Below are 21,715 nucleotides of genomic sequence, written 5' to 3' on the forward strand. Positions count from 1 at the left end.
TTCGCGATGGGGGGCCGCTCCGCGGGGGGGGGCTTTTTTCCTTGCCGGGGGGGTGGTGGCCGCGGGGGTGCTTGCCGGGCGCGGCTGCCGGGGCTCTGCCCCGGACCCCGGGATATTGGGGCACGAAAGAAGCAGCGCACGCCGCGCCGGGCGGGAGAGCGGCGCGGGAAAAAGAGCGGAGAGGGGGGGGGGTCATGCTATCCTTGCGCCAGCAGGCAAAGGGAGAGGACGATGACCGAACGCAGGAAGGCTTCCGATTTCCATCCCCGCATCCTCGAGATCTTCGACGGCTACGTGCATGGCCGAATCAGCAAGCGGGATTTCATGGTGCAGGCGGCGCAATTCGCCACCGCCGGGATGAGCGCCGCCGCGATCTTCGAGGCGCTGCGGCCGGATTACGCCCTGGCCCAGCAGGTGCCGCCCGACGATCCCGCCATCGCGACCCAGACCGCGAGCTATGACAGCCCCGCGGGCAATGGCCGCATCAGCGGGCTGATGGCGCGGCCGGCCGGGGCGCAGGGCAAGCTTCCGGCCGTGCTGGTGGTGCATGAAAACCGTGGGCTGAACCCCTATATCGAGGATGTCGTGCGCCGGCTCGGCAAGGCGGGCTACCTGGCCTTCGGGCCGGACGGGCTGAGCCCGCTTGGCGGCTATCCCGGCAATGACGACCAGGGGCGCGAGATGCAGGCCAGCCTCGACCCGGTGAAGCTGATGGAGGATTTCTTCGCCGTCCACGAATTCCTGCGCGACCATGCCGATTCGACCGGCAAGGTGGGCGCAGTCGGCTTCTGCTATGGCGGCGGGGTCTGCAACGCGCTGGCGGTGGCCTATCCCGAACTGGCCGCCTCGGTGCCCTTCTACGGCCGCCAGCCCCGGCCCGAGGAGGTGGCGCAGATCCAGGCGCCGCTGATGCTGCATTACGCCGGGAACGACGAGCGCGTGAACGCGGGCTGGCCCGCCTACGAGGCGGCGCTGAAGGAGCAGGGCAAGGAATACCAGGCCTTCTTCTATCCCGGCACCCAGCACGGTTTCCACAACGACACCACGCCGCGCTACGACGAGGCGGCGTCGGAGCTTGCCTGGCAGCGGACGCTGGACTTCTTCGCCGAAAAGCTCTCCTGACGCGAATTGTCAGCAGGGCGGGGCGATCCTTGCCGGGAAAGGAGATTTCGCATGATCGACCATATCGGATTTCCCGTCTCGGACCTTGCCCGCTCGCGCGCCTTCTACGACCGGGCGCTGGCGCCCCTGGGGATCGAGCTGCTGATGGAGGTAACCGAGGAGATGACCGGCGGCCATGGCGCGCATCTGGGCTATGGCCTCGCGGGCAAGCCGTTCTTCTGGATCGGCAGCGGCCGGCCCGCGGGTCCGGGCACCCATGTCGCCTTTGCCGCGCCCGACCGCGCCACGGTCGACGCCTTCCATGCTGCCGCGCTGGCCGCGGGCGGGCAGGACAACGGCGCGCCGGGGCTGCGGCCGGAATATCATCCGGGCTATTACGGCGCCTTCGTCCTCGACCCCGACGGCAACAATGTCGAGGCCGTCCACCACGGAGAACCGGCATGACCCTCTATCGCGGATCCTGCTTCTGCGGCGCCGTCCGCTTCGAGGCCGAGGGCGAGCTGTCGCAGGGCACCATGCGCTGCAATTGCAGCTTCTGCCGCAAGATGCGCTATTGGGAGATGCGCCTGCCCGACCCGGAGCGCTTCCGCATCACCCATGGCGCGGGCATGCTGGCCGAGACCCCGCGCCGGCAGCAGGACGGGGTGGACATGCACCACATGTTCTGCGCCCGTTGCGGTACGCGGCTGTGGACCGAGGGCAACCTGGAAGAGATGGGCGGTCGCTTCGTCCAGGTCTGCGTCGGCGCCCTGGACGACGTGCCCGAGGCCGAGCTGATCGCCGCGCCGGTGTTCTATGCCGACGGGGCGCATGACGCCTGGTGGAATCCCGCGCCCGAGACGCGGCACCTGTGACCGCAGGCCGCGCGCCGCATGCGCCTTCTCCGTTTTCCAAATACTCCGGGGGAGCCCCGCAGGGGCGGGGGCAGAGCCCCCGATCGCAGGCGTCGCGCCCCCGGTTGCCTCGGCGGCGAAATCCGGCTATGGTGCCCGCCGCAACAGGGGAGAACGGTGTCATGGACAACTCGCAGATCTGACCTTTCACGGACGGATTGAAGAGAATTCCCATGACGGCTGACTTCCTTGATGCGGCTTTGCCCCATCCCATGCGCTTTCCCGACGGCACCCTGAACCGGGGGCTGGTGCATCTGAACCGGGTGATCGACCATCCGAATATCGAGATCGGCGATTTCACCTATGCCAGCAGCTTCGACCCGCCGCAGGACTGGGCGGCGCGGCTGGCGCCCTATACCTATGCCGGCGCGCCCGAGCGGCTGGTGATCGGGCGGTTCTGCCAGATCGCCGACCGGGCGCGGATCGTCACCGCCTCGGCCAATCATCCGATGGCCGGGATCTCGACCTATCCCTTTGCGATCTTCGATCACGCGCGGGTGGGCGACTATATCGACCAGATCAGCGGCCTGCCGGATACGGTGATCGGCCATGACGTCTGGATCGGCGACGGCGCCATCATCCTGCCCGGCGCGCGGATCGGCAGCGGCGTCATCATCGGCGCAGGCGCCGTGGTCGGCGGCGTGGTGCCGGATTACGCCGTGGTCGCGGGCAACCCGGCCCGTGTCATGCGGATGCGCTTTGACGATGCCACCATCGCCCGGCTCATGGCGTTGCAATGGTGGCACTGGCCCGTGGCGCGGATCGCCCGCGCCACCGCCGCGCTGGCCCGTGCCGATGTCGCGGCGCTTGAGGAACTGGCCGCCTGAGGCGGTGCGACGAAACGAACCGGGCAAGGGCCCGGCCTGATACGAATGAGGTCTGTCATGTTCAGCTGGTTCGAGCGCCGGCTTGATCCCTATCCCGCCGATCCGCCGCGGATGCCGCCGCAGGGGCTGTGGCGGTTCATCCTGCATTTCTCGCGCGGGGCCGAGGGCTACATGCTGTCGATGGCCGCCTGCTCGGCCCTGATCGCCGTGGCCGAGGTGGTGCTGTTCGGCTATCTGGGCGAGCTGGTGAACCGGCTGGCCGCGGCCGACCGCGAGAATTTCTGGGCGCTCGAGGGCAATCGCCTGATCCTGATGGGCGCCATCCTGGTGATCGGCCTGCCGTTGCTGCAGGTTCTGTTCTCGCTGCTCATGCACCAGACGCTGATGGGGAATTTCCCGCAGCGCATCCGCTGGCAGGCGCATCGCTACCTGCTGCGCCAGTCGATGAGCTATTTCCAGGACGAGTTCGCCGGCCGCATCGCCACCAAGCTGATGCAGACCGCGCTGGCCGTGCGCGAAGTCGCCATGAAGTTCATGGACGTGCTGACCTATGTCTGCGTCTATTTCATCGGCGCGCTGGTGCTGGCGGCCTCGACCGACGGCTGGCTGGCGCTGCCCTTCGTCGGCTGGGGCGTGTTTTACGGGCTCTTGCTGTGGTGGCTGATCCCGCGCATCGGCCGCATCAGCGAGGCGCAGGCCGATGCCCGCGCGGTGATGACCGGCCGGGTGGTGGACAGCTATACCAATATCTCGACGGTCAAGCTGTTCTCGCATTCCTCGCGCGAGGAAGCCTATGTCCGCGAAAGCATGGACGGCTTTTTGCAGACCGTGCACGGGCAGATGCGGCTGGCCTCGATCCAGAACATCCTGCTGTCGACGCTGAACTCGGGCCTGGTCTTTGCCGTCACGGCGCTGGGGCTGTGGCTGTGGACCCATGGCCAGATCGACGTGGGCGCGGTGGCCGTCGCGATCCCGCTGGCGCTGCGGCTGGGCAACATGTCGCATTGGATCATGTGGGAATTCGCGACGCTCTTCGAGAATATCGGCACGGTGCGCGACGGCATCGGCTCGCTGTCCTTGCCGCGCATGGTGACGGATGCGCGCGGCGCCCGGCCGCTGGCGGTGCCCGAGGGCCGGGTCGAATTCGACCGCGTCACCTTCCGCTATGGCGAGGTGGCGCGGCCCGGCCGCGGCGCGGTGCTGGACGACCTGAGCCTGACCATCGCGCCGGGCGAGCGGATCGGGCTGGTCGGGCGCTCGGGCGCGGGCAAGTCGACGCTGGTGAACCTGATGCTGCGGTTTCACGACCTGGAATCGGGCCGTATCCTGATCGACGGCCAGGACATCGCGCAGGTCACGCAGGAATCCCTGCGCGCGGCCATCGGCGTGGTGACGCAGGACACCTCGCTGCTGCACCGCTCGATCCGCGACAATATCGCCTATGGCCGCCCGGATGCCTCCGAGGCCGAGATCCTGCGCGCGGCCGAACTGGCCGAGGCGGATTTCATCGCCACCCTGACCGATTCGCAGGGCAGGCGCGGGCTGGAGGCGCATGTGGGCGAGCGCGGGGTCAAGCTGTCGGGCGGCCAGCGCCAGCGCATCGCCATCGCGCGGGTGCTGCTGAAGGACGCGCCGATCCTGGTGCTGGACGAGGCGACCTCGGCGCTGGACAGCGAGGTCGAGGCGGCGATCCAGTCGCAGCTCGACATGCTGATGCAGGGCAAGACGGTGATCGCCATCGCGCATAGGCTGTCCACCATCGCGCGCATGGACCGGCTGGTGGTGATGGAGCAGGGCCGCATCGTCGAGCAGGGCACGCATGAGGCGCTGCTGGCGCGCGGCGGCATCTATGCCGGCCTCTGGGCGCGGCAATCGGGCGGGTTTCTTGAGGCCGAGTGATCTTCCCTCTTGAACCGCGCCCTCACCTGCCGTAATCAGACGCGCGGCTTAGGGGTTTAGCTCAGTTGGTAGAGCATCGGTCTCCAAAACCGAGGGTCGTGGGTTCGAGTCCCCCAACCCCTGCCAGCCGCCTTCCGTGTCATGCCGCGTGCCTTCCGATCCCTGCCGAGATCCCATGGCGCTGAGCATACATCTGGGGGCGCACAAGACCGCCTCGACCCATCTGCAATTTTCCCTGCGCCAGGTGCGCGACCGGCTGCTTTGCGCCGGGCTGGCCTATGTCGATCCGGCCATGCTGCGCGGCCGGCCGCTGTCGCTGTCCGCGGTCCTGGCCCAGGGCATCGGCGGCCGGGACCAGGAATCCGCCCGGCAGATGCTGCTGGACATGCGGCAGGGCTGCCGCGATCTGCTGATCTCGGAAGAGAACATCCTGGGCATGACCCATCGCAGCCGGCTGTTTTCCCGGCGCGGCGAGATCTATCCCCGCGCGGCACAGCGGCTGCGGCATGTCATCGCGCTGGCGGGCGGCGGGCCTGCGGTGGTGTATCTGTCGCTGCGCGATCCGGCCTCCTTCATCGTCTCGGCCTTTGCGCTCCAGGTCGCCGGCGGCAAGGAGATCGACATCGCCGCCTATCTGGGCGACCGCGATCCGGCCCGTTCGGCCTGGGCGGGGCTGGTCGGGCGGCTGGCGGCGGTCGAGGGCGTCTCGCGCATCGTGCTGTGGCGCTACGAGGATTATCCCGCGCTGCGTCTGCGGCTGCTTGAACGGCTGCTGCCCGCCGGCCTTGCCGCCGAGGTGCCCGACCCGCCGCCCGCCAACGTCAGCCTGACCCAGGCCGGCTATGACTGGCTGCTGCGCCGCGCCGCATCGGGCGAGGGCGTCGACCAGTGCACCTTGGCGCGACGTGCGCGCGAGCGGTTCCAGCCCGCCTCGGGCCATGCCCGGCTGCGCCTGCTGGATGACGAGACCCATGCCCGCTCGGCCCGCAACTATGCGCAGGACATCGCCGCCCTGCGCGCCATGCCGGGGGTCGAGTTCCTGGAGCCGTGATCGCCGCCGCTCAGATCGGCGCTTGAAATGCCGGCCGGCGCAGGCTATCTGACCCGCTGCAAGACCGAAGGAAAACCCATGGCCAATCCCGTCCAGTTCATCAGCCAGGTCCGCGCCGAGCTTGGCAAGATCACCTGGCCCACCCGCCGCGAGGTGGTGACGACCACGATCATGGTCTTCATCATGGCGACGCTGGCCTCGATCTTCTTCTTCCTCGTCGACCTGCTGATCAAGACCGGCCTTTCGGTCGTCATCAACCTGGTCGGCAGCTGAGGGCTTGCATTGAAGGGCAGGGGGCGTTATGTCCGCCCGACCTGCCCGTGATACGGCGTGCATCGATTCGGTCGTGCGCGCCGATTTCAATTTGGCCGGCGCCTGCGGCGATTGCCAAGGGATAGGCCGGGGCGGACAAGGAATTCAATGGGTTGGCCTTGGCTCGCCCGGAAGGAAACAGGGGTCGATCGAGACATGGCAAAGCGTTGGTATTCGGTCAGCGTCCTGTCGAACTTTGAAAAGAAGGTCGCCGAGGCGATTCGCCAGGCCGTGGTCGAGAAGGGCCTCGAGGACGAGATCGACGAAGTGCTGGTCCCGACCGAGGAAGTGATCGAGATCCGCCGCGGCAAGAAGGTCACGTCCGAGCGCCGCTTCATGCCCGGTTATGTGCTGGTGCGCATGGAGCTGTCGGACAAGACCTATCACCTGGTGAACTCGATCAACCGCGTCACCGGCTTCCTGGGCGCGCAGGGCAAGCCGATGCCGATGCGCGACGACGAGGTGAACGCGATCCTGCATCGCACCGGCGAGGGCGGGGCCGAGGTGGCGCCGCGCAACCTGATCCGGTTCGACGTGGGCGAAAAGGTGAACGTGACCGACGGGCCCTTCGAGGGCTTCTCGGGCATGGTCGAGGAAGTGGACGAGGCCGCGAACCGTATCAAGGTCACGGTGTCCATCTTCGGCCGCCCGACCCCGGTCGAGCTGGAATTCACGCAGGTCTCCAAGACCGCGTGATCGTCTGCGGGAGGCGCCGGCCCTTCGGGGCCCAGCCGCACCGCTAAGTCGGCCCCTTTTCGGGGCGTGATGATAAGGAGAGGGCCAGATGGCCAAGAAAGTTGTCGGCAGCCTCAAGCTGCAAATCAAGGCGGGTCAGGCGAACCCGTCCCCGCCCGTCGGCCCGGCCCTGGGTCAGCGCGGCATCAACATCATGGAATTCTGCAAGGCGTTCAACGCGCGCACGCAGGAGATGGAGCAGGGCTCGCCTGTTCCGGTCGTGATCACCTATTACGCCGACAAGTCCTTTACCTTCGAGACCAAGACGCCCCCGGCCTCGTTCCTGCTGAAGAAGGCCGCCGGCCTGAAGCCGCAGGGCAAGCGCAACCGGGCCAAGGGTTCGGAAAAGCCCGGCCGCCAGGTCGCCGGCACCGTGACCGTCAAGCAGGTCCGCGAGATCGCCGAAGCCAAGATGAAGGATCTGTCCGCGAACGACGTGGAAGCCGCGATGCAGATCATCCTGGGCTCGGCGCGTTCGATCGGCATCGAGGTGAAAGGCTAAGCCATGGCTAAACTGTCGAAAAAACAAGCCGCCGCCCGCGCCGCCTTTGCCGGCAAGGCCAACCTCGCTGTCGAGGAAGCCGTCAAGCTGGTCAAGGAGAACGCCAGCGCGAAATTCGACGAGACCGTCGAGATCGCGATGAACCTGGGCGTCGATCCCCGCCATGCCGACCAGATGGTCCGCGGCGTCGTGACCCTGCCCAACGGCACCGGCAAGGACGTGCGCGTCGCCGTCTTCGCCCGCGGCCCCAAGGCTGACGAGGCGAAGGCCGCCGGTGCCGAGATCGTCGGTGCGGAAGACCTGATGGAGACGATCCAGTCGGGCAAGATCGAGTTCGATCGCTGCATCGCCACCCCGGACATGATGCCGCTGGTCGGTCGTCTGGGCAAGATCCTGGGCCCGCGCAACCTGATGCCGAACCCCAAGGTCGGCACGGTGACAATGGACGTGAAGGGTGCCGTCGAGGCTGCCAAGGGCGGCGAGGTCCAGTTCAAGGCCGAGAAGGCGGGCGTGGTCCATGCCGGCGTCGGCAAGGCCTCGTTCGACGCCGAGAAGCTGGCCGAGAACATCCGCGCCTTCGTGGATGCGGTGAACCGGGCCAAGCCCTCGGGCGCCAAGGGCACCTATGTCAAGAAGGTCTCGATCAGCTCGACCATGGGTCCGGGCGTGTCGCTGGACCTGGCATCGACCGCCGCGCAGTAACGCGGCAGGAATTTCGCCGGCTTCCTTCAACAGGGTGCCGGCGGATGGCGGGGCAGCGATGCCCCGTCCTGTCCGAGACGGAGGGTGCGGGACGCGATCTTTGATCCGGGCCGCTTAATCGTCCTTCCTGAGATGGGATCAAGACCATTTTCCGGGCCTCGCTCCGGGTGATCTTGGGACCGTCACGGACCCTCCAGTCGCTGTTCGGGCGGCTGGAAAGTGAGAGCCGGGGGGAAACCCCCAACTTGGAGTGAAACCGTGGATAGAGCGCAAAAAGAACAGGTGGTCGAAGAACTCGGCCAGATCTTTGAAGCCTCTGGCGTCGTGGTGGTTGCCCGCTACGAGGGAATGACGGTTGCCCAGATGCAGGACCTGCGCGCGCAGATGCGCGAAGCCGGCGGGTCCGTTCGCGTTGCCAAGAACAGGCTCGCCAAGATCGCCCTGGATGGGAAGCCTTGCGCAAGCATCGCCGACTATCTGACGGGTATGACCGTGCTCGCCTTTTCCGAAGACCCGGTGGCTGCCGCCAAGGTCGCGGATAAATACGCCAAGGGGAACGACAAGTTCGTGATCCTGGGCGGTGCCATGGGCGACACGGCGCTTGACCCTGCCGGTGTGAAAGCCGTGGCCCAGATGCCGTCGCGCGAGGAGCTTATCGCTTCGATCGTGGCCTGCATCGGTGCCCCTGCTTCCAACATCGCGGGCGCGATCGGCGCACCTGCCAGCAACATCGCGGGCATCCTCTCGACTCTGGAAGAGCGCGAGGCCGCCTGAGGCAATCCCCATTCCGTCGTGGGGTTGAAACCCCGACGTTGGAACACTTAATGGAAAGAACGGAAAAATGGCTGATCTGAAGAAACTCGCCGAAGAAATCGTGGGCCTGACCCTGCTGGAAGCCCAGGAACTGAAAAACATCCTCAAAGACGAATACGGCATCGAGCCCGCCGCTGGCGGCGCGGTCATGATGGCCGGTCCGGCTGCCGGCGCCCCCGCCGAAGCCGCTGAGGAAAAGACCGAATTCGACGTCGTCCTGCTGGACGCCGGCGCCAACAAGATCAACGTGATCAAGGAAGTGCGCGGCATCACCGGCCTGGGCCTGAAAGAAGCCAAGGATCTGGTCGAAGCCGGCGGCAAGGTGAAAGAGGGTGCCTCGAAAGCCGACGCCGAGGAAATGAAGAAGAAGCTCGAAGCGGCTGGCGCCAAGGTCGAGCTGAAGTAATTGGCCGTTTCGGCCGATTGACTGCAAGAAATGGGCAGGGTCCGGGGTTTTCCCGGACCCTGCCGAACCTGTCTTGAAGGGCGGTTTGTCCGCCAGACCTTCCTTCAGGGCATGTTCGGGGTTCGGGAGCCTCGCGGTGGGACGCGCGGCACGAATGGAACCCCGCCCCTCATTCGCCGCCTTGCGCCGGTCGGGCCCCGACGGCCGCTGCAAGCGAAAGACGAAAGGTAAGACCCTCTATGGCGCAAGCTTATGTCGGCCAGAAACGCATCCGGCGTTACTATGGCAATATCCGCGAAGTTCTGGAGATGCCGAACCTGATCGAGGTTCAGAAATCCTCCTATGACCTGTTCCTGCGCTCCGGCGACGCCGAGGGCCATCAGGACGGCGAAGGCATCCAGGGCGTCTTCCAGTCGGTGTTCCCGATCAAGGACTTCAACGAGACGGCGACGCTGGAATTCGTGAAATACGAGCTGGAAAAGCCGAAATACGACGTGGACGAGTGCCAGAGCCGCGACATGACCTATGCCGCGCCGCTGAAGGTGACGCTGCGTCTGATCGTGTTCGATGTCGACGAGGCGACCGGCGCCAAATCGGTCAAGGACATCAAGGAACAGGACGTCTACATGGGCGACATGCCGCTCATGACGCAGAACGGGACGTTCATCGTGAACGGGACCGAGCGCGTCGTGGTGTCGCAGATGCACCGCTCGCCCGGCGTGTTCTTCGACCATGACCGCGGCAAGACCCATTCCTCGGGCAAGCTGCTGTTCGCCTGCCGCATCATTCCCTATCGCGGCTCGTGGCTGGACTTCGAATTCGACGCCAAGGACCTGGTCTTCGCGCGCATCGACCGCCGCCGGAAGCTGCCGGTGACGACGCTGCTCTATGCGCTCGGCATGGACCAGGAGGGCATCATGGATGCCTTCTACAATACCGTGGACTACAAGCTGCAGCGCGCCGGCAAGGGGCAGGCCGCGGGCTGGGTCACGAAGTTCTTCCCCGAGCGCGTGCGCGGCACCCGCCCGACCTATGACCTGGTGAACGCCGAGAGCGGCGAGGTCATCACCAAGGCCGGCGACAAGGTGACGCCGCGGCTGGTCAAGCAGCTGATCGAACAGGGCGACGTGAACCTGCTGCTGCCGTTCGAAAAGATCATCGGCCGCTTCGTCGCCAAGGACATCATCAACGAGCAGACCGGCCTGATCTATGCCGAGGCCGGCGACGAGATCACCGTCGAATACGACCGCGACGGCGAGATTTCGGGCGGGCTGCTCAAGGTGCTGCTGGACAACGGCATCGAGGAGATCCCGGTCCTCGACATCGACCATGTCAACGTCGGCCCCTATATCCGCAACACCATGGCGGCCGACAAGAACATGAGCCGCGAAGGCGCGCTGATGGACATCTATCGCGTCATGCGTCCCGGCGAGCCGCCGACCGTCGACGCCGCCTCGGCGCTGTTCGGCAGCCTGTTCTTCGACAGCGAGCGCTATGACCTGTCCGCCGTGGGCCGGGTCAAGATGAACATGCGCCTTGACCTGGATGCGCCGGACACCCAGCGCACCCTGCGCAAGGAGGACATCATCGCCTGTATCCGCGGGCTGGTGGAACTGCGCGACGGCAAGGGCGAGATCGACGACATCGACCACCTGGGCAACCGCCGGGTGCGCTCGGTCGGCGAGCTGATGGAGAACCAGTATCGCATCGGCCTGCTGCGCATGGAACGCGCGATCCGCGAGCGCATGTCGGGCGTCGAGATCGACACGGTGATGCCGCAGGACCTGATCAACGCCAAGCCGGCCGCGGCCGCGGTGCGCGAGTTCTTTGGCTCCTCGCAGCTGTCGCAGTTCATGGACCAGACCAACCCGCTGTCGGAAGTCACCCACAAGCGGCGCCTGTCGGCGCTTGGGCCGGGCGGCCTGACCCGCGAGCGGGCCGGCTTCGAGGTGCGCGACGTCCATCCGACCCATTATGGCCGGATGTGCCCGATCGAGACGCCGGAAGGCCAGAACATCGGCCTGATCAACAGCCTCGCGACCTTTGCCCGCGTGAACAAATACGGCTTCATCGAGACCCCCTATCGCAAGGTGGTCGAGGGCCAGGTGACGGATGACGTGATCTACATGTCCGCCACCGAGGAGATGCGCCACACCATCGCCCAGGCCAATGCCGAGCTGGACGGCGAAGGCCGCTTCGTGCAGGAGCTGGTCTCGACCCGCCAGGCCGGCGACTTCATGCTGAACCCGGTCGAGGCGGTGGACCTGATCGACGTGTCGCCGAAACAGCTGGTTTCGGTCGCCGCGGCGCTGATCCCCTTCCTTGAAAACGACGACGCCAACCGCGCGCTGATGGGCTCGAACATGCAGCGCCAGGCGGTTCCGCTGCTGCGGGCCGAGGCGCCCTTCGTCGGCACCGGCATGGAAGCGACCGTGGCGCGCGATTCCGGGGCGGCCATCATGGCCCGTCGCGGCGGCATCATCGACCAGGTCGACGCGCAGCGTATCGTTATCCGCGCCACCGAGGACCTGGGCGCGGGCGATGCGGGCGTGGACATCTATCGCCTGCGCAAGTTCAAGCGTTCGAACCAGTCCTCGACCATCAACCAGCGCCCGCTGGTCAAGGTAGGCGACAGGGTGGTCAAGGGCCAGGTCGTGGCCGACGGTCCCTCGACCGACCAGGGCGAACTGGCGATCGGCCGCAACGTGGTCGTGGCCTTCATGCCCTGGAACGGCTACAACTACGAGGACTCGATCCTGATCTCCGAGCGGATCCACCGCGACGACGTGTTCACCTCGATCCATATCGACGAATACGAGGTTGCGGCGCGCGACACCAAGCTGGGCCCGGAAGAGATCACCCGCGACATCCCGAACGTCGGTGAAGAGGCGCTGCGCAACCTCGACGAGGCCGGCATCGTCTATATCGGCGCCGAAGTGGGTCCGGGCGACATCCTGGTCGGCAAGATCACCCCGAAAGGCGAAAGCCCGATGACGCCGGAGGAGAAACTGCTCCGCGCCATCTTCGGCGAAAAGGCGTCGGACGTGCGCGACACCTCGCTGCGTCTGCCGCCGGGGGCCTATGGCACCATCGTCGAGGTCCGGGTGTTCAACCGCCACGGCGTCGACAAGGACGAGCGCGCGCTGCAGATCGAGCGCGAGGAAGTCGAGCGCCTGGCCCGCGACCGCGACGACGAGCTGGCGATCCTGGAGCGCAACATCTATGCGCGCCTGAAATCGCTGATCATGGGCAAGGAAGTCGTCAAGGGGCCGAAAGGCATCCGCGCCGGTGCCGTGGTGGACGAGGACCTGCTGGGCCAGCTGAGCCGCGGCCAGTGGTGGCAGCTTGCCGTCGCCGACGAGGACACCGCCAAGGAAGTCGAGGCGCTGAACCAGCAATTCGACGCGCAGAAGCGGGCGCTGGACAACCGTTTCGACGACAAGGTCGAAAAGGTGCGCCAGGGCGACGACCTGCCTCCGGGCGTGATGAAGATGGTCAAGGTCTTCGTCGCGGTGAAGCGCAAGCTGCAGGCGGGCGACAAGATGGCCGGCCGTCACGGCAACAAGGGCGTCGTTTCCAAGGTCGTGCCGATCGAGGACATGCCCTTCCTGTCCGACGGCACCCCGGTCGACCTGGTGCTGAACCCGCTGGGCGTGCCCTCGCGGATGAACGTGGGCCAGATCCTGGAAACCCACATGGGCTGGGCGTCGCGCGGCCTGGGCATCAAGATCGACGAGGCGTTGCAGGACTATCGCCGCAACGGCGACATGAGCCCGGTGCGCGAGGCGATGCGGAACGGCTATGGCGACGACTTCTATGCCGAGACCTTCGAGGGCATGGATGACGAGACCCTGCTGGAGCATGCCGATGCGGTGCGCGGCGGCGTTCCGATCTCGACGCCCGTCTTCGACGGTGCGAAAGAGGCGGACGTGAACGACGCGCTGCGCCGTGCGGGCTTCGACACCTCGGGCCAGTCCATCGTCTTCGACGGCCGCACCGGCGAGCAGTTCGCGCGTCCGGTCACTGTCGGGATGAAATACGTCCTGAAGCTGCACCACCTTGTCGACGACAAGATGCACGCGCGTTCGACCGGGCCTTACTCGCTTGTCACGCAGCAACCGCTGGGCGGCAAGGCGCAGTTCGGCGGCCAGCGTCTGGGCGAGATGGAGGTCTGGGCGCTGGAAGCCTATGGCGCCGCCTATACCCTGCAAGAGATGCTGACGGTCAAGTCGGACGACGTGGCCGGCCGGACCAAGGTCTATGAAAGCATCGTCAAGGGCGAGGACAATTTCGAGGCCGGCGTGCCGGAATCGTTCAACGTCCTGGTCAAGGAGGTCCGGGGTCTGGGCCTCAACATGGAACTCCTGGATGCGGAGGAGGACGAGTAAGGCATGAGCATTGCCATCTGTCGCTTCGGAATGCTGCCTTCCCTCATCGCCCTTGCGGGCTGTGGGGTGCAGATCGAACGGATCGCAGATGGCAACTCGCGTCGAGAAAAAGGGTATGAGTTTGTCGCAACGACATTCGATTACTCGAACAACGACGCCGTGCCTGCGAACAGGATGCTCCAGGCAGCCGCAAGACATTGTCGGCTGCCTCACCACAACGCCCGCGAAACCATTCCGCATACCGGAGCCTATGGGCTTCATGGAGCTTGGATGATGGATTTCGCCTGCCCCGCGCCTGAAAAGGACATGAAATGAACCAGGAACTTGCCACCAATCCCCTGAACCCGCTGGCTGCGCCGCGGCAGTTCGACGAAATCAAGATCTCGCTGGCCTCGCCCGAGGAAATCCTCGCCTGGTCCTATGGCGAGGTGAAGAAGCCCGAGACCATCAACTACCGCACGTTCAAGCCCGAGCGTGACGGTCTGTTCTGCGCGCGCATCTTTGGCCCGATCAAGGACTACGAATGCCTCTGCGGCAAATACAAGCGCATGAAGTATCGCGGCCTGGTCTGCGAGAAATGCGGCGTCGAGGTGACGCTGCAAAAGGTCCGGCGCGAGCGCATGGGCCATATCGAGCTGGCCGCCCCGGTCGCGCATATCTGGTTCCTGAAGTCGCTGCCCTCGCGCATCGGCCTGATGCTGGACATGACGCTGCGCGACCTTGAGCGCATCCTCTATTTCGAGAACTACGTCGTCATCGAGCCGGGCCTGACCGACCTGAGCTATGGCCAGCTGCTGACCGAAGAGGAATTCCTCGACGCGCAGGACCAGTATGGCGCCGACGCCTTCACCGCCAATATCGGCGCCGAGGCGATCCGCGAGATGCTGGCCAACATCGACCTGGCCGCCACCGCCGAACAGCTGCGCGAGGAGCTGAAGGAAGCGACGGGCGAGCTGAAGCCGAAGAAGATCATCAAGCGGCTGAAGATCGTTGAATCGTTCCTCGAGTCGGGCAACCGTCCCGAATGGATGGTGCTGACGGTGATCCCGGTCATCCCGCCGGAACTGCGTCCGCTGGTGCCGCTGGACGGCGGCCGCTTTGCCACGTCCGACCTGAACGACCTGTATCGCCGGGTGATCAACCGCAACAACCGCCTGAAGCGGCTGATCGAGCTGCGTGCGCCCGACATCATCGTGCGCAACGAAAAGCGGATGCTGCAGGAATCGGTCGATGCGCTGTTCGACAACGGCCGCCGCGGCCGCGTCATCACCGGCAACAACAAGCGCCCGCTGAAATCGCTGTCGGACATGCTGAAGGGCAAGCAGGGCCGGTTCCGCCAGAACCTTCTGGGGAAACGGGTCGACTTCTCGGGCCGTTCGGTCATCGTGACCGGGCCGGAGTTGAAGCTGCACCAATGCGGCCTGCCGAAGAAGATGGCGCTGGAGCTGTTCAAGCCGTTCATCTATTCGCGGCTTGAGGCCAAGGGGCTTTCCAGCACCGTCAAGCAGGCCAAGAAGCTGGTCGAGAAAGAGCGTCCCGAGGTCTGGGACATCCTGGACGAGGTGATCCGCGAACATCCGGTGCTGCTGAACCGCGCACCGACGCTGCACCGCCTGGGCATCCAGGCCTTCGAGCCGATCCTGATCGAGGGCAAGGCGATCCAGCTGCACCCGCTGGTCTGCTCGGCCTTCAACGCCGACTTCGACGGCGACCAGATGGCCGTCCACGTCCCGCTGTCGCTTGAGGCGCAGCTGGAAGCGCGCGTGCTGATGATGTCCACGAACAACGTGCTGTCGCCCGCCAACGGCGCGCCGATCATCGTGCCGTCGCAGGACATGGTCCTTGGTCTCTACTACACGACCATGGAGCGCGAGGGCATGAAGGGCGAAGGCATGGTCTTTGCCAACCTCGAGGAAGTGGAACACGCGCTGGCCTCGGGCGCGGTGCATCTGCATGCCCGCATCACCGCCCGCCTGCCGCAGATCGACGAGAACGGCAACGAGGTCATCAAGCGCTTCGAGACCACGCCCGGTCGCATCCGCCTGGGCGCGCTGCTGCCCAAGAACGCCAAGGCGCCCTTCGAGCTGGTCAACCGCCTGCTGCGCAAGAAGGACATCCAGAACGTCATCGACACCGTCTACCGCTACTGCGGCCAGAAGGAATCGGTGATCTTCTGCGACCAGATCATGGGCCTGGGCTTCCGCGAGGCGTTCCGCGCCGGCATTTCCTTCGGCAAGGACGACATGGTCGTGCCGCCGACGAAATGGGATCTGGTCGAGGAGACGCAGGACCAGGTCAAGCAGTTCGAGCAGCAATACCTGGACGGCCTGATCACCCAGGGCGAGAAATACAACAAGGTCGTCGATGCCTGGTCGAAATGCAACGACCGCGTCACCGACGCCATGATGAAGACCATCTCGGCCACCAAGAAGGACGAAAACGGCGCCGAGCTGGAGCCGAACTCGGTCTACATGATGGCGCATTCGGGCGCGCGGGGCTCGGTCAGCCAGATGAAGCAGCTGGGCGGCATGCGCGGCCTGATGGCCAAGCCGAACGGCGAGATCATCGAGACGCCGATCATCTCGAACTTCAAGGAAGGCCTGACCGTTCTTGAGTACTTCAACTCGACCCACGGCGCGCGCAAGGGCCTGTCGGACACCGCGTTGAAGACGGCGAACTCGGGCTACCTGACCCGCCGCCTGGTGGACGTGGCGCAGGACTGCATCATCCGCGAGCATGATTGCGGCACCGAGCGGGCGATCACCGCCTCGGCCGCGGTCAACGACGGCGAAGTCGTCAGCCCGCTTTCCGAGCGCGTTCTGGGCCGCGTCGCGGCCGAGGACGTGCTGGTTCCGGGCGAGGACGTGGTCATCGTGCGCAAGAACGAGCTGATCGACGAGCGCAAGGCCGACGAGATCGAGGTGGCGGGCGTGCAGAACGTGCGCATCCGCTCGGCCCTGACCTGCGAATCGGACGACGGGGTCTGCGCGCTGTGCTATGGCCGCGACCTGGCCCGCGGCACGCTGGTCAACATCGGCGAGGCGGTCGGCATCATCGCCGCCCAGTCCATCGGCGAGCCGGGCACGCAGCTGACGATGCGGACCTTCCACATCGGCGGCATCGCCCAGGGCGGCCAGCAGTCCTTCATCGCCGCGGCGCAAGAGGGCACGGTGGCTTTCGAGAACGAAAGCACGCTGGAAAACGCCAATGGCGAGCTGATCGTGATGAGCCGCAACATGCAGCTGCACATCAAGGGCGCGACGGGCGACACGCTGGCCAGCCACAAGCTGTTCTACGGCTCGAAACTGTTCGTGCGCGAAGGCGATGCCGTGGCGCGCGGCCAGAAGATGTTCGAATGGGACCCCTATACCCTGCCGATCATCGCCGAGAAGGCGGGTATCGCGAAATATGTCGACCTCATCAGCGGCATTTCGGTCCGCGACGAGACCGACGACGCGACGGGCATGACGCAGAAGATCGTGACGGACTGGCGTTCGGCCCCCAAGGGCAACGAGCTGAAGCCCGAGATCATCATCGTCGACCAGGATGGCGAGCCGGTGCGCAACGAACAGGGCAACCCGGTCACCTATCCGATGTCGGTCGAGGCGATCCTGTCGGTCGAGGAAGGCCAGGAGATCCGCGCCGGCGACGTGGTGGCGCGTATCCCGCGCGAGGGCGCCAAGACCAAGGACATCACCGGGGGTCTGCCCCGCGTGGCGGAACTGTTCGAGGCTCGTCGTCCCAAGGATCACGCGATCATCGCCGAACTGGACGGCTATGTGCGCTTCGGCAAGGACTACAAGAACAAGCGCCGCATCGCCATCCAGCCCGCCGACGACACGCTGGAGCCGGTCGAATACATGGTGCCGAAAGGCAAGCACATCCCGGTGCAGGAAGGCGACTTCGTGCAGAAGGGCGACTACATCATGGACGGCAACCCGGCGCCGCATGACATCCTGCGCATCATGGGGATCGAGGCTCTGGCCGATTACCTGATCGACGAGGTGCAGGACGTCTACCGGCTGCAAGGCGTGAAGATCAACGACAAGCACATCGAGGTGATCGTCCGCCAGATGCTGCAGAAGATCGAGATCCTCGACAGCGGCGACACCACGCTGCTGAAGGGCGAGCATGTCGACCGCGACGAGTTCGAGGAAGAGAACGCCAAGATCGAAGCCAAGGGCGGCCGTCCGGCCACCGGCGAGCCGGTGCTGCTGGGCATCACCAAGGCGTCGCTGCAGACCCGCAGCTTCATCTCGGCCGCCTCGTTCCAGGAGACGACCCGCGTGCTGACCGAGGCCGCCGTGCAGGGCAAGCGCGACAAGCTGGTCGGGCTCAAGGAGAACGTGATCGTCGGCCGGCTGATCCCGGCCGGCACCGGCGGGGCCACGGCCCGCGTGCGCCGCATCGCCACCGATCGCGACCACGAGGTGATCGAGGCGCGCCGCGCCGAGGCGGAAGCCGCCGCCGCGCTGATCGCGCCGGAAGACACCCCGGCCGAGGTCGGCGGCGACGAGTGATCGCCCGCGGATGAAACTGGAAAGGCCCGGCAGCGATGCCGGGCCTTTTTGCTGGCGCGGGCTTGCCTCCGTTTCGGCAATCTGGGATTGCATGGCACGGGCATTATCCGCCGAAGGTTGCCTGGGCTCCTTCTTGCGGTGAACGGCCCGCCGTCCTGCCGATGCCCCTTGCGTTTCCGGGCTTCGGCCGGCCGGGGTAACGCCAGGGTAACGATTGTCGAGGAGGAACATCCATGCAGCTGTGTGGGCATTGCGGCTCGGAGGTTAAGGAAGGTTTTACGGTTTGCGCCGGCTGCGGGGCCAACCTGCGACGCAGCCTGTGGCCGATCATCATCGGCGGGCTTGCGGTGGTTTTCGGCGTGGCCATGCTGCTGGACGCCTTGCTGGCCTTGACCTCCAACTTCTTCTGGGCGCTGAGGAATGGCGGCATCGGCGGCGTTCTGGTTCTGGTCGGCTATCTGATATTCCGATCGGGCTGGAAGAAGCAGTGGTACAGGCGCAACGCCTGATCGCGGTTTCCCATGGGCCGGACAGCGGCTCGCGGCCGGGGCGCCAGGGCGGTTCGTGGCCAAAAGGCCGCGGAACCGCCGACCGGCTGCGGGCGCGCTTGACAGGCTATGGCTTTCTTTCTGCGGCTTTCCTAAGCATTGGAAAACCGCCGGGAATCGCCATGCGCACGCCGCTTCTTTCATCGGGTCGAAAGGGTCGGCCGCCCGCCGAGCCGCAGGTCTTTTCGGCCAGTGCCGCCGACAACCTGCGCGGCTCGGCGCTGATGATGCTCAGCATGGCGGCCTTTATCTGCAACGACGCGCTGATGAAGGCGGTGACGCAAAGCCTGCCGCTCTACGAATCCATCGCCATCCGCGGCGCCATGGTGCTGCTGACCATGGTGCTGATCGCGCAGGCGCAGGGCGGCGTCCGGCTGCGGGTGCCGCGCGGCGACGTCTGGCCGCTGGCGCTGCGCACGGTGGCCGACGTGATCTCGACGGTGTTCTACCTGCTGGCGCTGCGGCGCATGGCGCTGGCCGACATCTCGGCGATCATGCAGGCGCTGCCGCTGGCGGTGACGCTGGCGGCGGCGCTGTTCTTTCACGAAAGGCTAGGCTGGCGGCGGCTGCTGGCGGTCGGCATCGGCTTTCTGGGCGTGCTGCTGATCCTGCGGCCGGGCACGGGGGCTTTCGACCTGTGGTCGGCGGTGGCGCTGGCGGCGATGCTGCTGATCGTGCTGCGCGACCTGGTGACGCGGACCTTCTCGGTCGGGGTCGGCTCTTCGGCCATCGCCTTTTACGCGGCGCTGGCGGTGATGCTGTCGGGCTTCGTGCTGGGCTGGACGGAAAGCTGGCGCATCCCCACCCTGGCCGAGTTCGCGCTGCTGGCGATGGCCGCGGGGTTCCTGACCGTGGGCTATATCACCGCCGTCGCCACCATGCGGGTGGGCGAGATCTCGGTCGTCGCGCCCTTCCGCTATACCTCGCTGGTCTGGGCGGTGGTGCTGGGGCTGGCGATCTTCGGCGAATGGCCGGACCTGTGGACCTGGGCCGGCTCGGCGCTGGTGGTGGGGGCGGGCATCTATACCATCCTGCGCGAGCGGCGGTTGCAGGGGAGGGGTTGATGCGGGTGCAGATGCTGGGCCTGTGCCGGTTTTCCTATCTCGGCGGGCGCGGCTTCCAGGTCGCGCACGAGTCGCTGGAGGAGCGGCGGGCGTTCCTCTATGATCCCGCGCGGCTGGCGCGGCGCTGGTTCTGGTTCGAGCATGTCGCGCTGCCCGGCTGGCTGGCCCAGACCGATCCGGATTTCACCCTGGTGCTGATGACGGGGCCGGACCTGCCCGAACCCTGGCTGTCGCGGCTGCGCGAACTGGCCGGGATCATGCCGCAGGCGCGGCTGGCCCTGGTCCCGCCGATGGAGCGGCATGTGGAGGCCTGCATGGCCGTCGTCGCCCCCCATGTCGAGCCGGGGGCCGATGTCGTCGGCCATTTCCGCCATGACGACGACGATGCGGTGGCGGTGGACTATATCCGCGACGCCCGCCGCGATTTCGCGGCGATGCAGCCGCTTTGGCGGCAAAGGCGCCGGCTGTCCTGCGACTATTCCCGCGGCGTGGTCCTGCGCGCGGGGGCAGGGGGGATCGGCGCGGAACTGCGGATGATCCACAATGCCAGCGCGGCGCTGACCATCTACCTGCCACCCGATGCCGGGCGCTGCGCGCTGCATTTCCCGCATTGGAAGGTGGCGATGTCCATGCCCGGCGTGACCTTGCCCGGCAAGGTGATGTATGCGCGGATGCTGCACCGCGACAACGATTCCGGCGCGGTCGGCGCGGGCTATCCGGTCGAGGGGCAGGGGGCCGCGATGCCCGCCTTGCTGGCCGACCGTTTCCGCATCGACCTGCCCGAACTGGACGAGGGCGCGCGGCGCCTGTGGCCGGGGTGAAGAGCGGCGGCGGGGTTGTTGACTCACCCCCGGTTTGCCCATATACGCGCCTTCACCCGTCAGGAATCTGATCGGGGCCCAGAACCTCTGTGGTCATGATCCGGGCCGAATGCCCCGATCCTCTGGTAATTCAGCCCGTCCTCCCCGGTTTCGGGGACAGGATGGGTTGTGGCGTTTCACGATGGGCGTGATTCGCCGTCGAGAAGTGGCGCAGCCGATGGCTGCGAGTATTGACGAAAGCAAGACGGGGAACCGAATGCCGACGATCCAACAGCTGATCCGCAAACCGCGGCAGCCCAAGGTGCAGCGCTCGAAGTCGCAGCACCTGCAATCCTGCCCGCAGAAGCGGGGCGTATGCACGCGCGTCTATACCACGACGCCGAAAAAGCCGAACTCGGCCATGCGTAAGGTGGCCAAGGTCCGCCTGACCAATGGTTTCGAAGTCATCTCCTACATTCCGGGCGAAAAGCACAACCTGCAGGAACACAGCGTCGTGCTGATCCGCGGCGGCCGGGTGAAAGACCTTCCGGGTGTCCGCTATCACATCCTGCGCGGTGTGCTGGATACCCAGGGCGTCAAAGACCGTCGCCAGCGTCGTTCGAAATACGGCGCCAAGCGTCCGAAGTAAGGAGATCCGCATATGTCTCGTCGTCACGCCGCTGAGAAGCGCGAAGTCCTGCCCGACGCCAAGTATGGCGATCGCGTGCTGACCAAATTCATGAACAACCTGATGATCGACGGCAAGAAATCGGTTGCCGAACGTATCGTCTACAGCGCCCTCGACCGCGTCCAGGGCAAGCTCAAGCGCGAGCCCATCGAGGTCTTCCACGAGGCGCTCGACAACGTGAAGCCCTCGGTCGAGGTGCGTTCGCGCCGGGTCGGCGGCGCCACCTACCAGGTTCCGGTCGAGGTTCGCCCCTCGCGCCGCGAGGCCCTGGCGATCCGCTGGCTGATCGACGCTTCGAAAAAGCGCAACGAACACACCATGGAAGAGCGCCTCGCGGGCGAGCTGGCCGACGCGGTGAACGGCCGCGGCACCGCCGTCAAGAAGCGTGAGGACACGCACAAGATGGCCGACGCCAACAAGGCGTTCAGCCACTACCGCTGGTAAC

20 protein-coding genes and 1 tRNA gene are annotated in these 21,715 nt (G+C 66.0%); all 21 read left to right on the top strand.

Translation table 11 applies throughout. The features are described from left to right. Nucleotides 1-231: 231 nt before the first annotated feature. The 21 genes from yghX to rpsG all read left to right on the top strand — a co-directional run bounded on the left by yghX (nucleotide 232) and on the right by rpsG (nucleotide 21,714). Nucleotides 232-1,122, top strand: coding sequence for a YghX family hydrolase (gene yghX / locus IT40_RS10080; RefSeq protein WP_036754091.1), 891 nt, complete (start codon nucleotides 232-234; stop codon nucleotides 1,120-1,122). Between the two features lie 51 nt (nucleotides 1,123-1,173). Beyond that, nucleotides 1,174-1,566 (top strand): VOC family protein, encoded by a 393-nt coding sequence (locus tag IT40_RS10085; RefSeq protein ID WP_036754094.1) that lies wholly within the window; start codon nucleotides 1,174-1,176, stop codon nucleotides 1,564-1,566. After that, the gene (locus tag IT40_RS10090; RefSeq protein WP_036754097.1) at nucleotides 1,563-1,976 is read left to right on the top strand and encodes a GFA family protein; all 414 of its coding nucleotides are present in this window, start codon (nucleotides 1,563-1,565) and stop codon (nucleotides 1,974-1,976) included. The genes IT40_RS10085 and IT40_RS10090 overlap by 4 nt, the downstream gene beginning before the upstream one ends. Before the next feature lie 212 nt (nucleotides 1,977-2,188). Next, nucleotides 2,189-2,842, top strand: coding sequence for a CatB-related O-acetyltransferase (locus tag IT40_RS10095; protein WP_036754100.1), 654 nt, complete (start codon nucleotides 2,189-2,191; stop codon nucleotides 2,840-2,842). Between the two features lie 57 nt (nucleotides 2,843-2,899). Beyond that, nucleotides 2,900-4,741, top strand: a complete 1,842-nt coding sequence (locus IT40_RS10100) for an ABC transporter ATP-binding protein (RefSeq protein WP_036754103.1) — start codon at nucleotides 2,900-2,902, stop codon at nucleotides 4,739-4,741. A 50-nt stretch (nucleotides 4,742-4,791) separates the two neighbouring features. Next, nucleotides 4,792-4,867, top strand: a tRNA-Trp gene (locus IT40_RS10105). A gap of 49 nt (nucleotides 4,868-4,916) precedes the next feature. Next, nucleotides 4,917-5,792 (top strand): hypothetical protein, encoded by an 876-nt coding sequence (locus IT40_RS10110; protein ID WP_036754106.1) that lies wholly within the window; start codon nucleotides 4,917-4,919, stop codon nucleotides 5,790-5,792. A 78-nt stretch (nucleotides 5,793-5,870) separates the two neighbouring features. Continuing rightward, entirely contained in the window at nucleotides 5,871-6,065 is a 195-nt protein-coding gene (secE, locus tag IT40_RS10115) for a preprotein translocase subunit SecE (protein ID WP_024845742.1), read from the top strand. Between the two features lie 195 nt (nucleotides 6,066-6,260). Beyond that, nucleotides 6,261-6,800, top strand: coding sequence for a transcription termination/antitermination protein NusG (nusG, locus tag IT40_RS10120; RefSeq protein WP_036754109.1), 540 nt, complete (start codon nucleotides 6,261-6,263; stop codon nucleotides 6,798-6,800). An 88-nt stretch (nucleotides 6,801-6,888) separates the two neighbouring features. Then, nucleotides 6,889-7,341, top strand: a complete 453-nt coding sequence (gene rplK, locus IT40_RS10125) for a 50S ribosomal protein L11 (RefSeq protein ID WP_036754111.1) — start codon at nucleotides 6,889-6,891, stop codon at nucleotides 7,339-7,341. 3 nt (nucleotides 7,342-7,344) lie between these two features. Next, a complete protein-coding gene (gene rplA / locus IT40_RS10130; RefSeq protein WP_036754114.1) occupies nucleotides 7,345-8,043 on the top strand; it encodes a 50S ribosomal protein L1 in 699 nt (232 codons plus the stop codon). Nucleotides 8,044-8,301: 258 nt separating this feature from the next. After that, a complete protein-coding gene (gene rplJ / locus IT40_RS10135; RefSeq protein ID WP_036754117.1) occupies nucleotides 8,302-8,817 on the top strand; it encodes a 50S ribosomal protein L10 in 516 nt (171 codons plus the stop codon). A 67-nt stretch (nucleotides 8,818-8,884) separates the two neighbouring features. Beyond that, entirely contained in the window at nucleotides 8,885-9,262 is a 378-nt protein-coding gene (rplL, locus tag IT40_RS10140; protein WP_036754120.1) for a 50S ribosomal protein L7/L12, read from the top strand. A 239-nt stretch (nucleotides 9,263-9,501) separates the two neighbouring features. Further along, nucleotides 9,502-13,650: a DNA-directed RNA polymerase subunit beta gene (rpoB, locus tag IT40_RS10145; protein ID WP_036754123.1), complete on the top strand. Its 4,149-nt coding sequence runs from the start codon at nucleotides 9,502-9,504 to the stop codon at nucleotides 13,648-13,650. 3 nt (nucleotides 13,651-13,653) lie between these two features. Further along, complete coding sequence (locus IT40_RS28535) at nucleotides 13,654-13,965, top strand: hypothetical protein (protein WP_139294139.1); 312 nt, start codon at nucleotides 13,654-13,656, stop codon at nucleotides 13,963-13,965. Next, nucleotides 13,962-18,170: a DNA-directed RNA polymerase subunit beta' gene (rpoC, locus tag IT40_RS10150; RefSeq protein WP_036754126.1), complete on the top strand. Its 4,209-nt coding sequence runs from the start codon at nucleotides 13,962-13,964 to the stop codon at nucleotides 18,168-18,170. The genes IT40_RS28535 and rpoC overlap by 4 nt, the downstream gene beginning before the upstream one ends. Nucleotides 18,171-18,403: 233 nt before the next feature. Next, a complete protein-coding gene (locus IT40_RS10155; RefSeq protein ID WP_036754129.1) occupies nucleotides 18,404-18,679 on the top strand; it encodes a zinc ribbon domain-containing protein in 276 nt (91 codons plus the stop codon). A gap of 161 nt (nucleotides 18,680-18,840) precedes the next feature. Continuing rightward, nucleotides 18,841-19,782 (top strand): DMT family transporter, encoded by a 942-nt coding sequence (locus IT40_RS10160; RefSeq protein WP_036754133.1) that lies wholly within the window; start codon nucleotides 18,841-18,843, stop codon nucleotides 19,780-19,782. Continuing rightward, nucleotides 19,782-20,603: a putative rhamnosyl transferase gene (locus IT40_RS10165; protein WP_036754136.1), complete on the top strand. Its 822-nt coding sequence runs from the start codon at nucleotides 19,782-19,784 to the stop codon at nucleotides 20,601-20,603. The genes IT40_RS10160 and IT40_RS10165 overlap by 1 nt, the downstream gene beginning before the upstream one ends. 256 nt (nucleotides 20,604-20,859) lie before the next feature. Then, entirely contained in the window at nucleotides 20,860-21,231 is a 372-nt protein-coding gene (rpsL, locus tag IT40_RS10170) for a 30S ribosomal protein S12 (protein WP_010399029.1), read from the top strand. Between the two features lie 12 nt (nucleotides 21,232-21,243). Further along, on the top strand, nucleotides 21,244-21,714 hold the full coding sequence (gene rpsG / locus IT40_RS10175) for a 30S ribosomal protein S7 (protein ID WP_036754140.1): 471 nt from the start codon (nucleotides 21,244-21,246) through the stop codon (nucleotides 21,712-21,714). Nucleotide 21,715 lies beyond the last annotated feature (1 nt).

The sequence above is a fragment of the Paracoccus versutus genome (genome assembly GCF_000763885.1).
Lineage (GTDB): Bacteria > Pseudomonadota > Alphaproteobacteria > Rhodobacterales > Rhodobacteraceae > Paracoccus > Paracoccus versutus.

Bases quoted from the DNA above. Each gene is read 5' to 3' on its own strand.
- rplK (WP_036754111.1), top strand. From the start codon at position 6,889: ATGGCCAAGAAAGTTGTCGGCAGCCTCAAGCTGCAAATCAAGGCGGGT.
- rpsG (WP_036754140.1), top strand. From the start codon at position 21,244: ATGTCTCGTCGTCACGCCGCTGAGAAGCGCGAAGTCCTGCCCGACGCC.
- yghX (WP_036754091.1), top strand. From the start codon at position 232: ATGACCGAACGCAGGAAGGCTTCCGATTTCCATCCCCGCATCCTCGAG.
- IT40_RS10155 (WP_036754129.1), top strand. From the start codon at position 18,404: ATGCAGCTGTGTGGGCATTGCGGCTCGGAGGTTAAGGAAGGTTTTACG.
- rpoB (WP_036754123.1), top strand. From the start codon at position 9,502: ATGGCGCAAGCTTATGTCGGCCAGAAACGCATCCGGCGTTACTATGGC.
- IT40_RS10165 (WP_036754136.1), top strand. From the start codon at position 19,782: ATGCGGGTGCAGATGCTGGGCCTGTGCCGGTTTTCCTATCTCGGCGGG.
- secE (WP_024845742.1), top strand. From the start codon at position 5,871: ATGGCCAATCCCGTCCAGTTCATCAGCCAGGTCCGCGCCGAGCTTGGC.
- rplL (WP_036754120.1), top strand. From the start codon at position 8,885: ATGGCTGATCTGAAGAAACTCGCCGAAGAAATCGTGGGCCTGACCCTG.
- IT40_RS10085 (WP_036754094.1), top strand. From the start codon at position 1,174: ATGATCGACCATATCGGATTTCCCGTCTCGGACCTTGCCCGCTCGCGC.
- rplA (WP_036754114.1), top strand. From the start codon at position 7,345: ATGGCTAAACTGTCGAAAAAACAAGCCGCCGCCCGCGCCGCCTTTGCC.
- rpsL (WP_010399029.1), top strand. From the start codon at position 20,860: ATGCCGACGATCCAACAGCTGATCCGCAAACCGCGGCAGCCCAAGGTG.
- nusG (WP_036754109.1), top strand. From the start codon at position 6,261: ATGGCAAAGCGTTGGTATTCGGTCAGCGTCCTGTCGAACTTTGAAAAG.
- IT40_RS10160 (WP_036754133.1), top strand. From the start codon at position 18,841: ATGCGCACGCCGCTTCTTTCATCGGGTCGAAAGGGTCGGCCGCCCGCC.
- IT40_RS28535 (WP_139294139.1), top strand. From the start codon at position 13,654: ATGAGCATTGCCATCTGTCGCTTCGGAATGCTGCCTTCCCTCATCGCC.
- rpoC (WP_036754126.1), top strand. From the start codon at position 13,962: ATGAACCAGGAACTTGCCACCAATCCCCTGAACCCGCTGGCTGCGCCG.
- IT40_RS10095 (WP_036754100.1), top strand. From the start codon at position 2,189: ATGACGGCTGACTTCCTTGATGCGGCTTTGCCCCATCCCATGCGCTTT.
- IT40_RS10100 (WP_036754103.1), top strand. From the start codon at position 2,900: ATGTTCAGCTGGTTCGAGCGCCGGCTTGATCCCTATCCCGCCGATCCG.
- IT40_RS10110 (WP_036754106.1), top strand. From the start codon at position 4,917: ATGGCGCTGAGCATACATCTGGGGGCGCACAAGACCGCCTCGACCCAT.
- IT40_RS10090 (WP_036754097.1), top strand. From the start codon at position 1,563: ATGACCCTCTATCGCGGATCCTGCTTCTGCGGCGCCGTCCGCTTCGAG.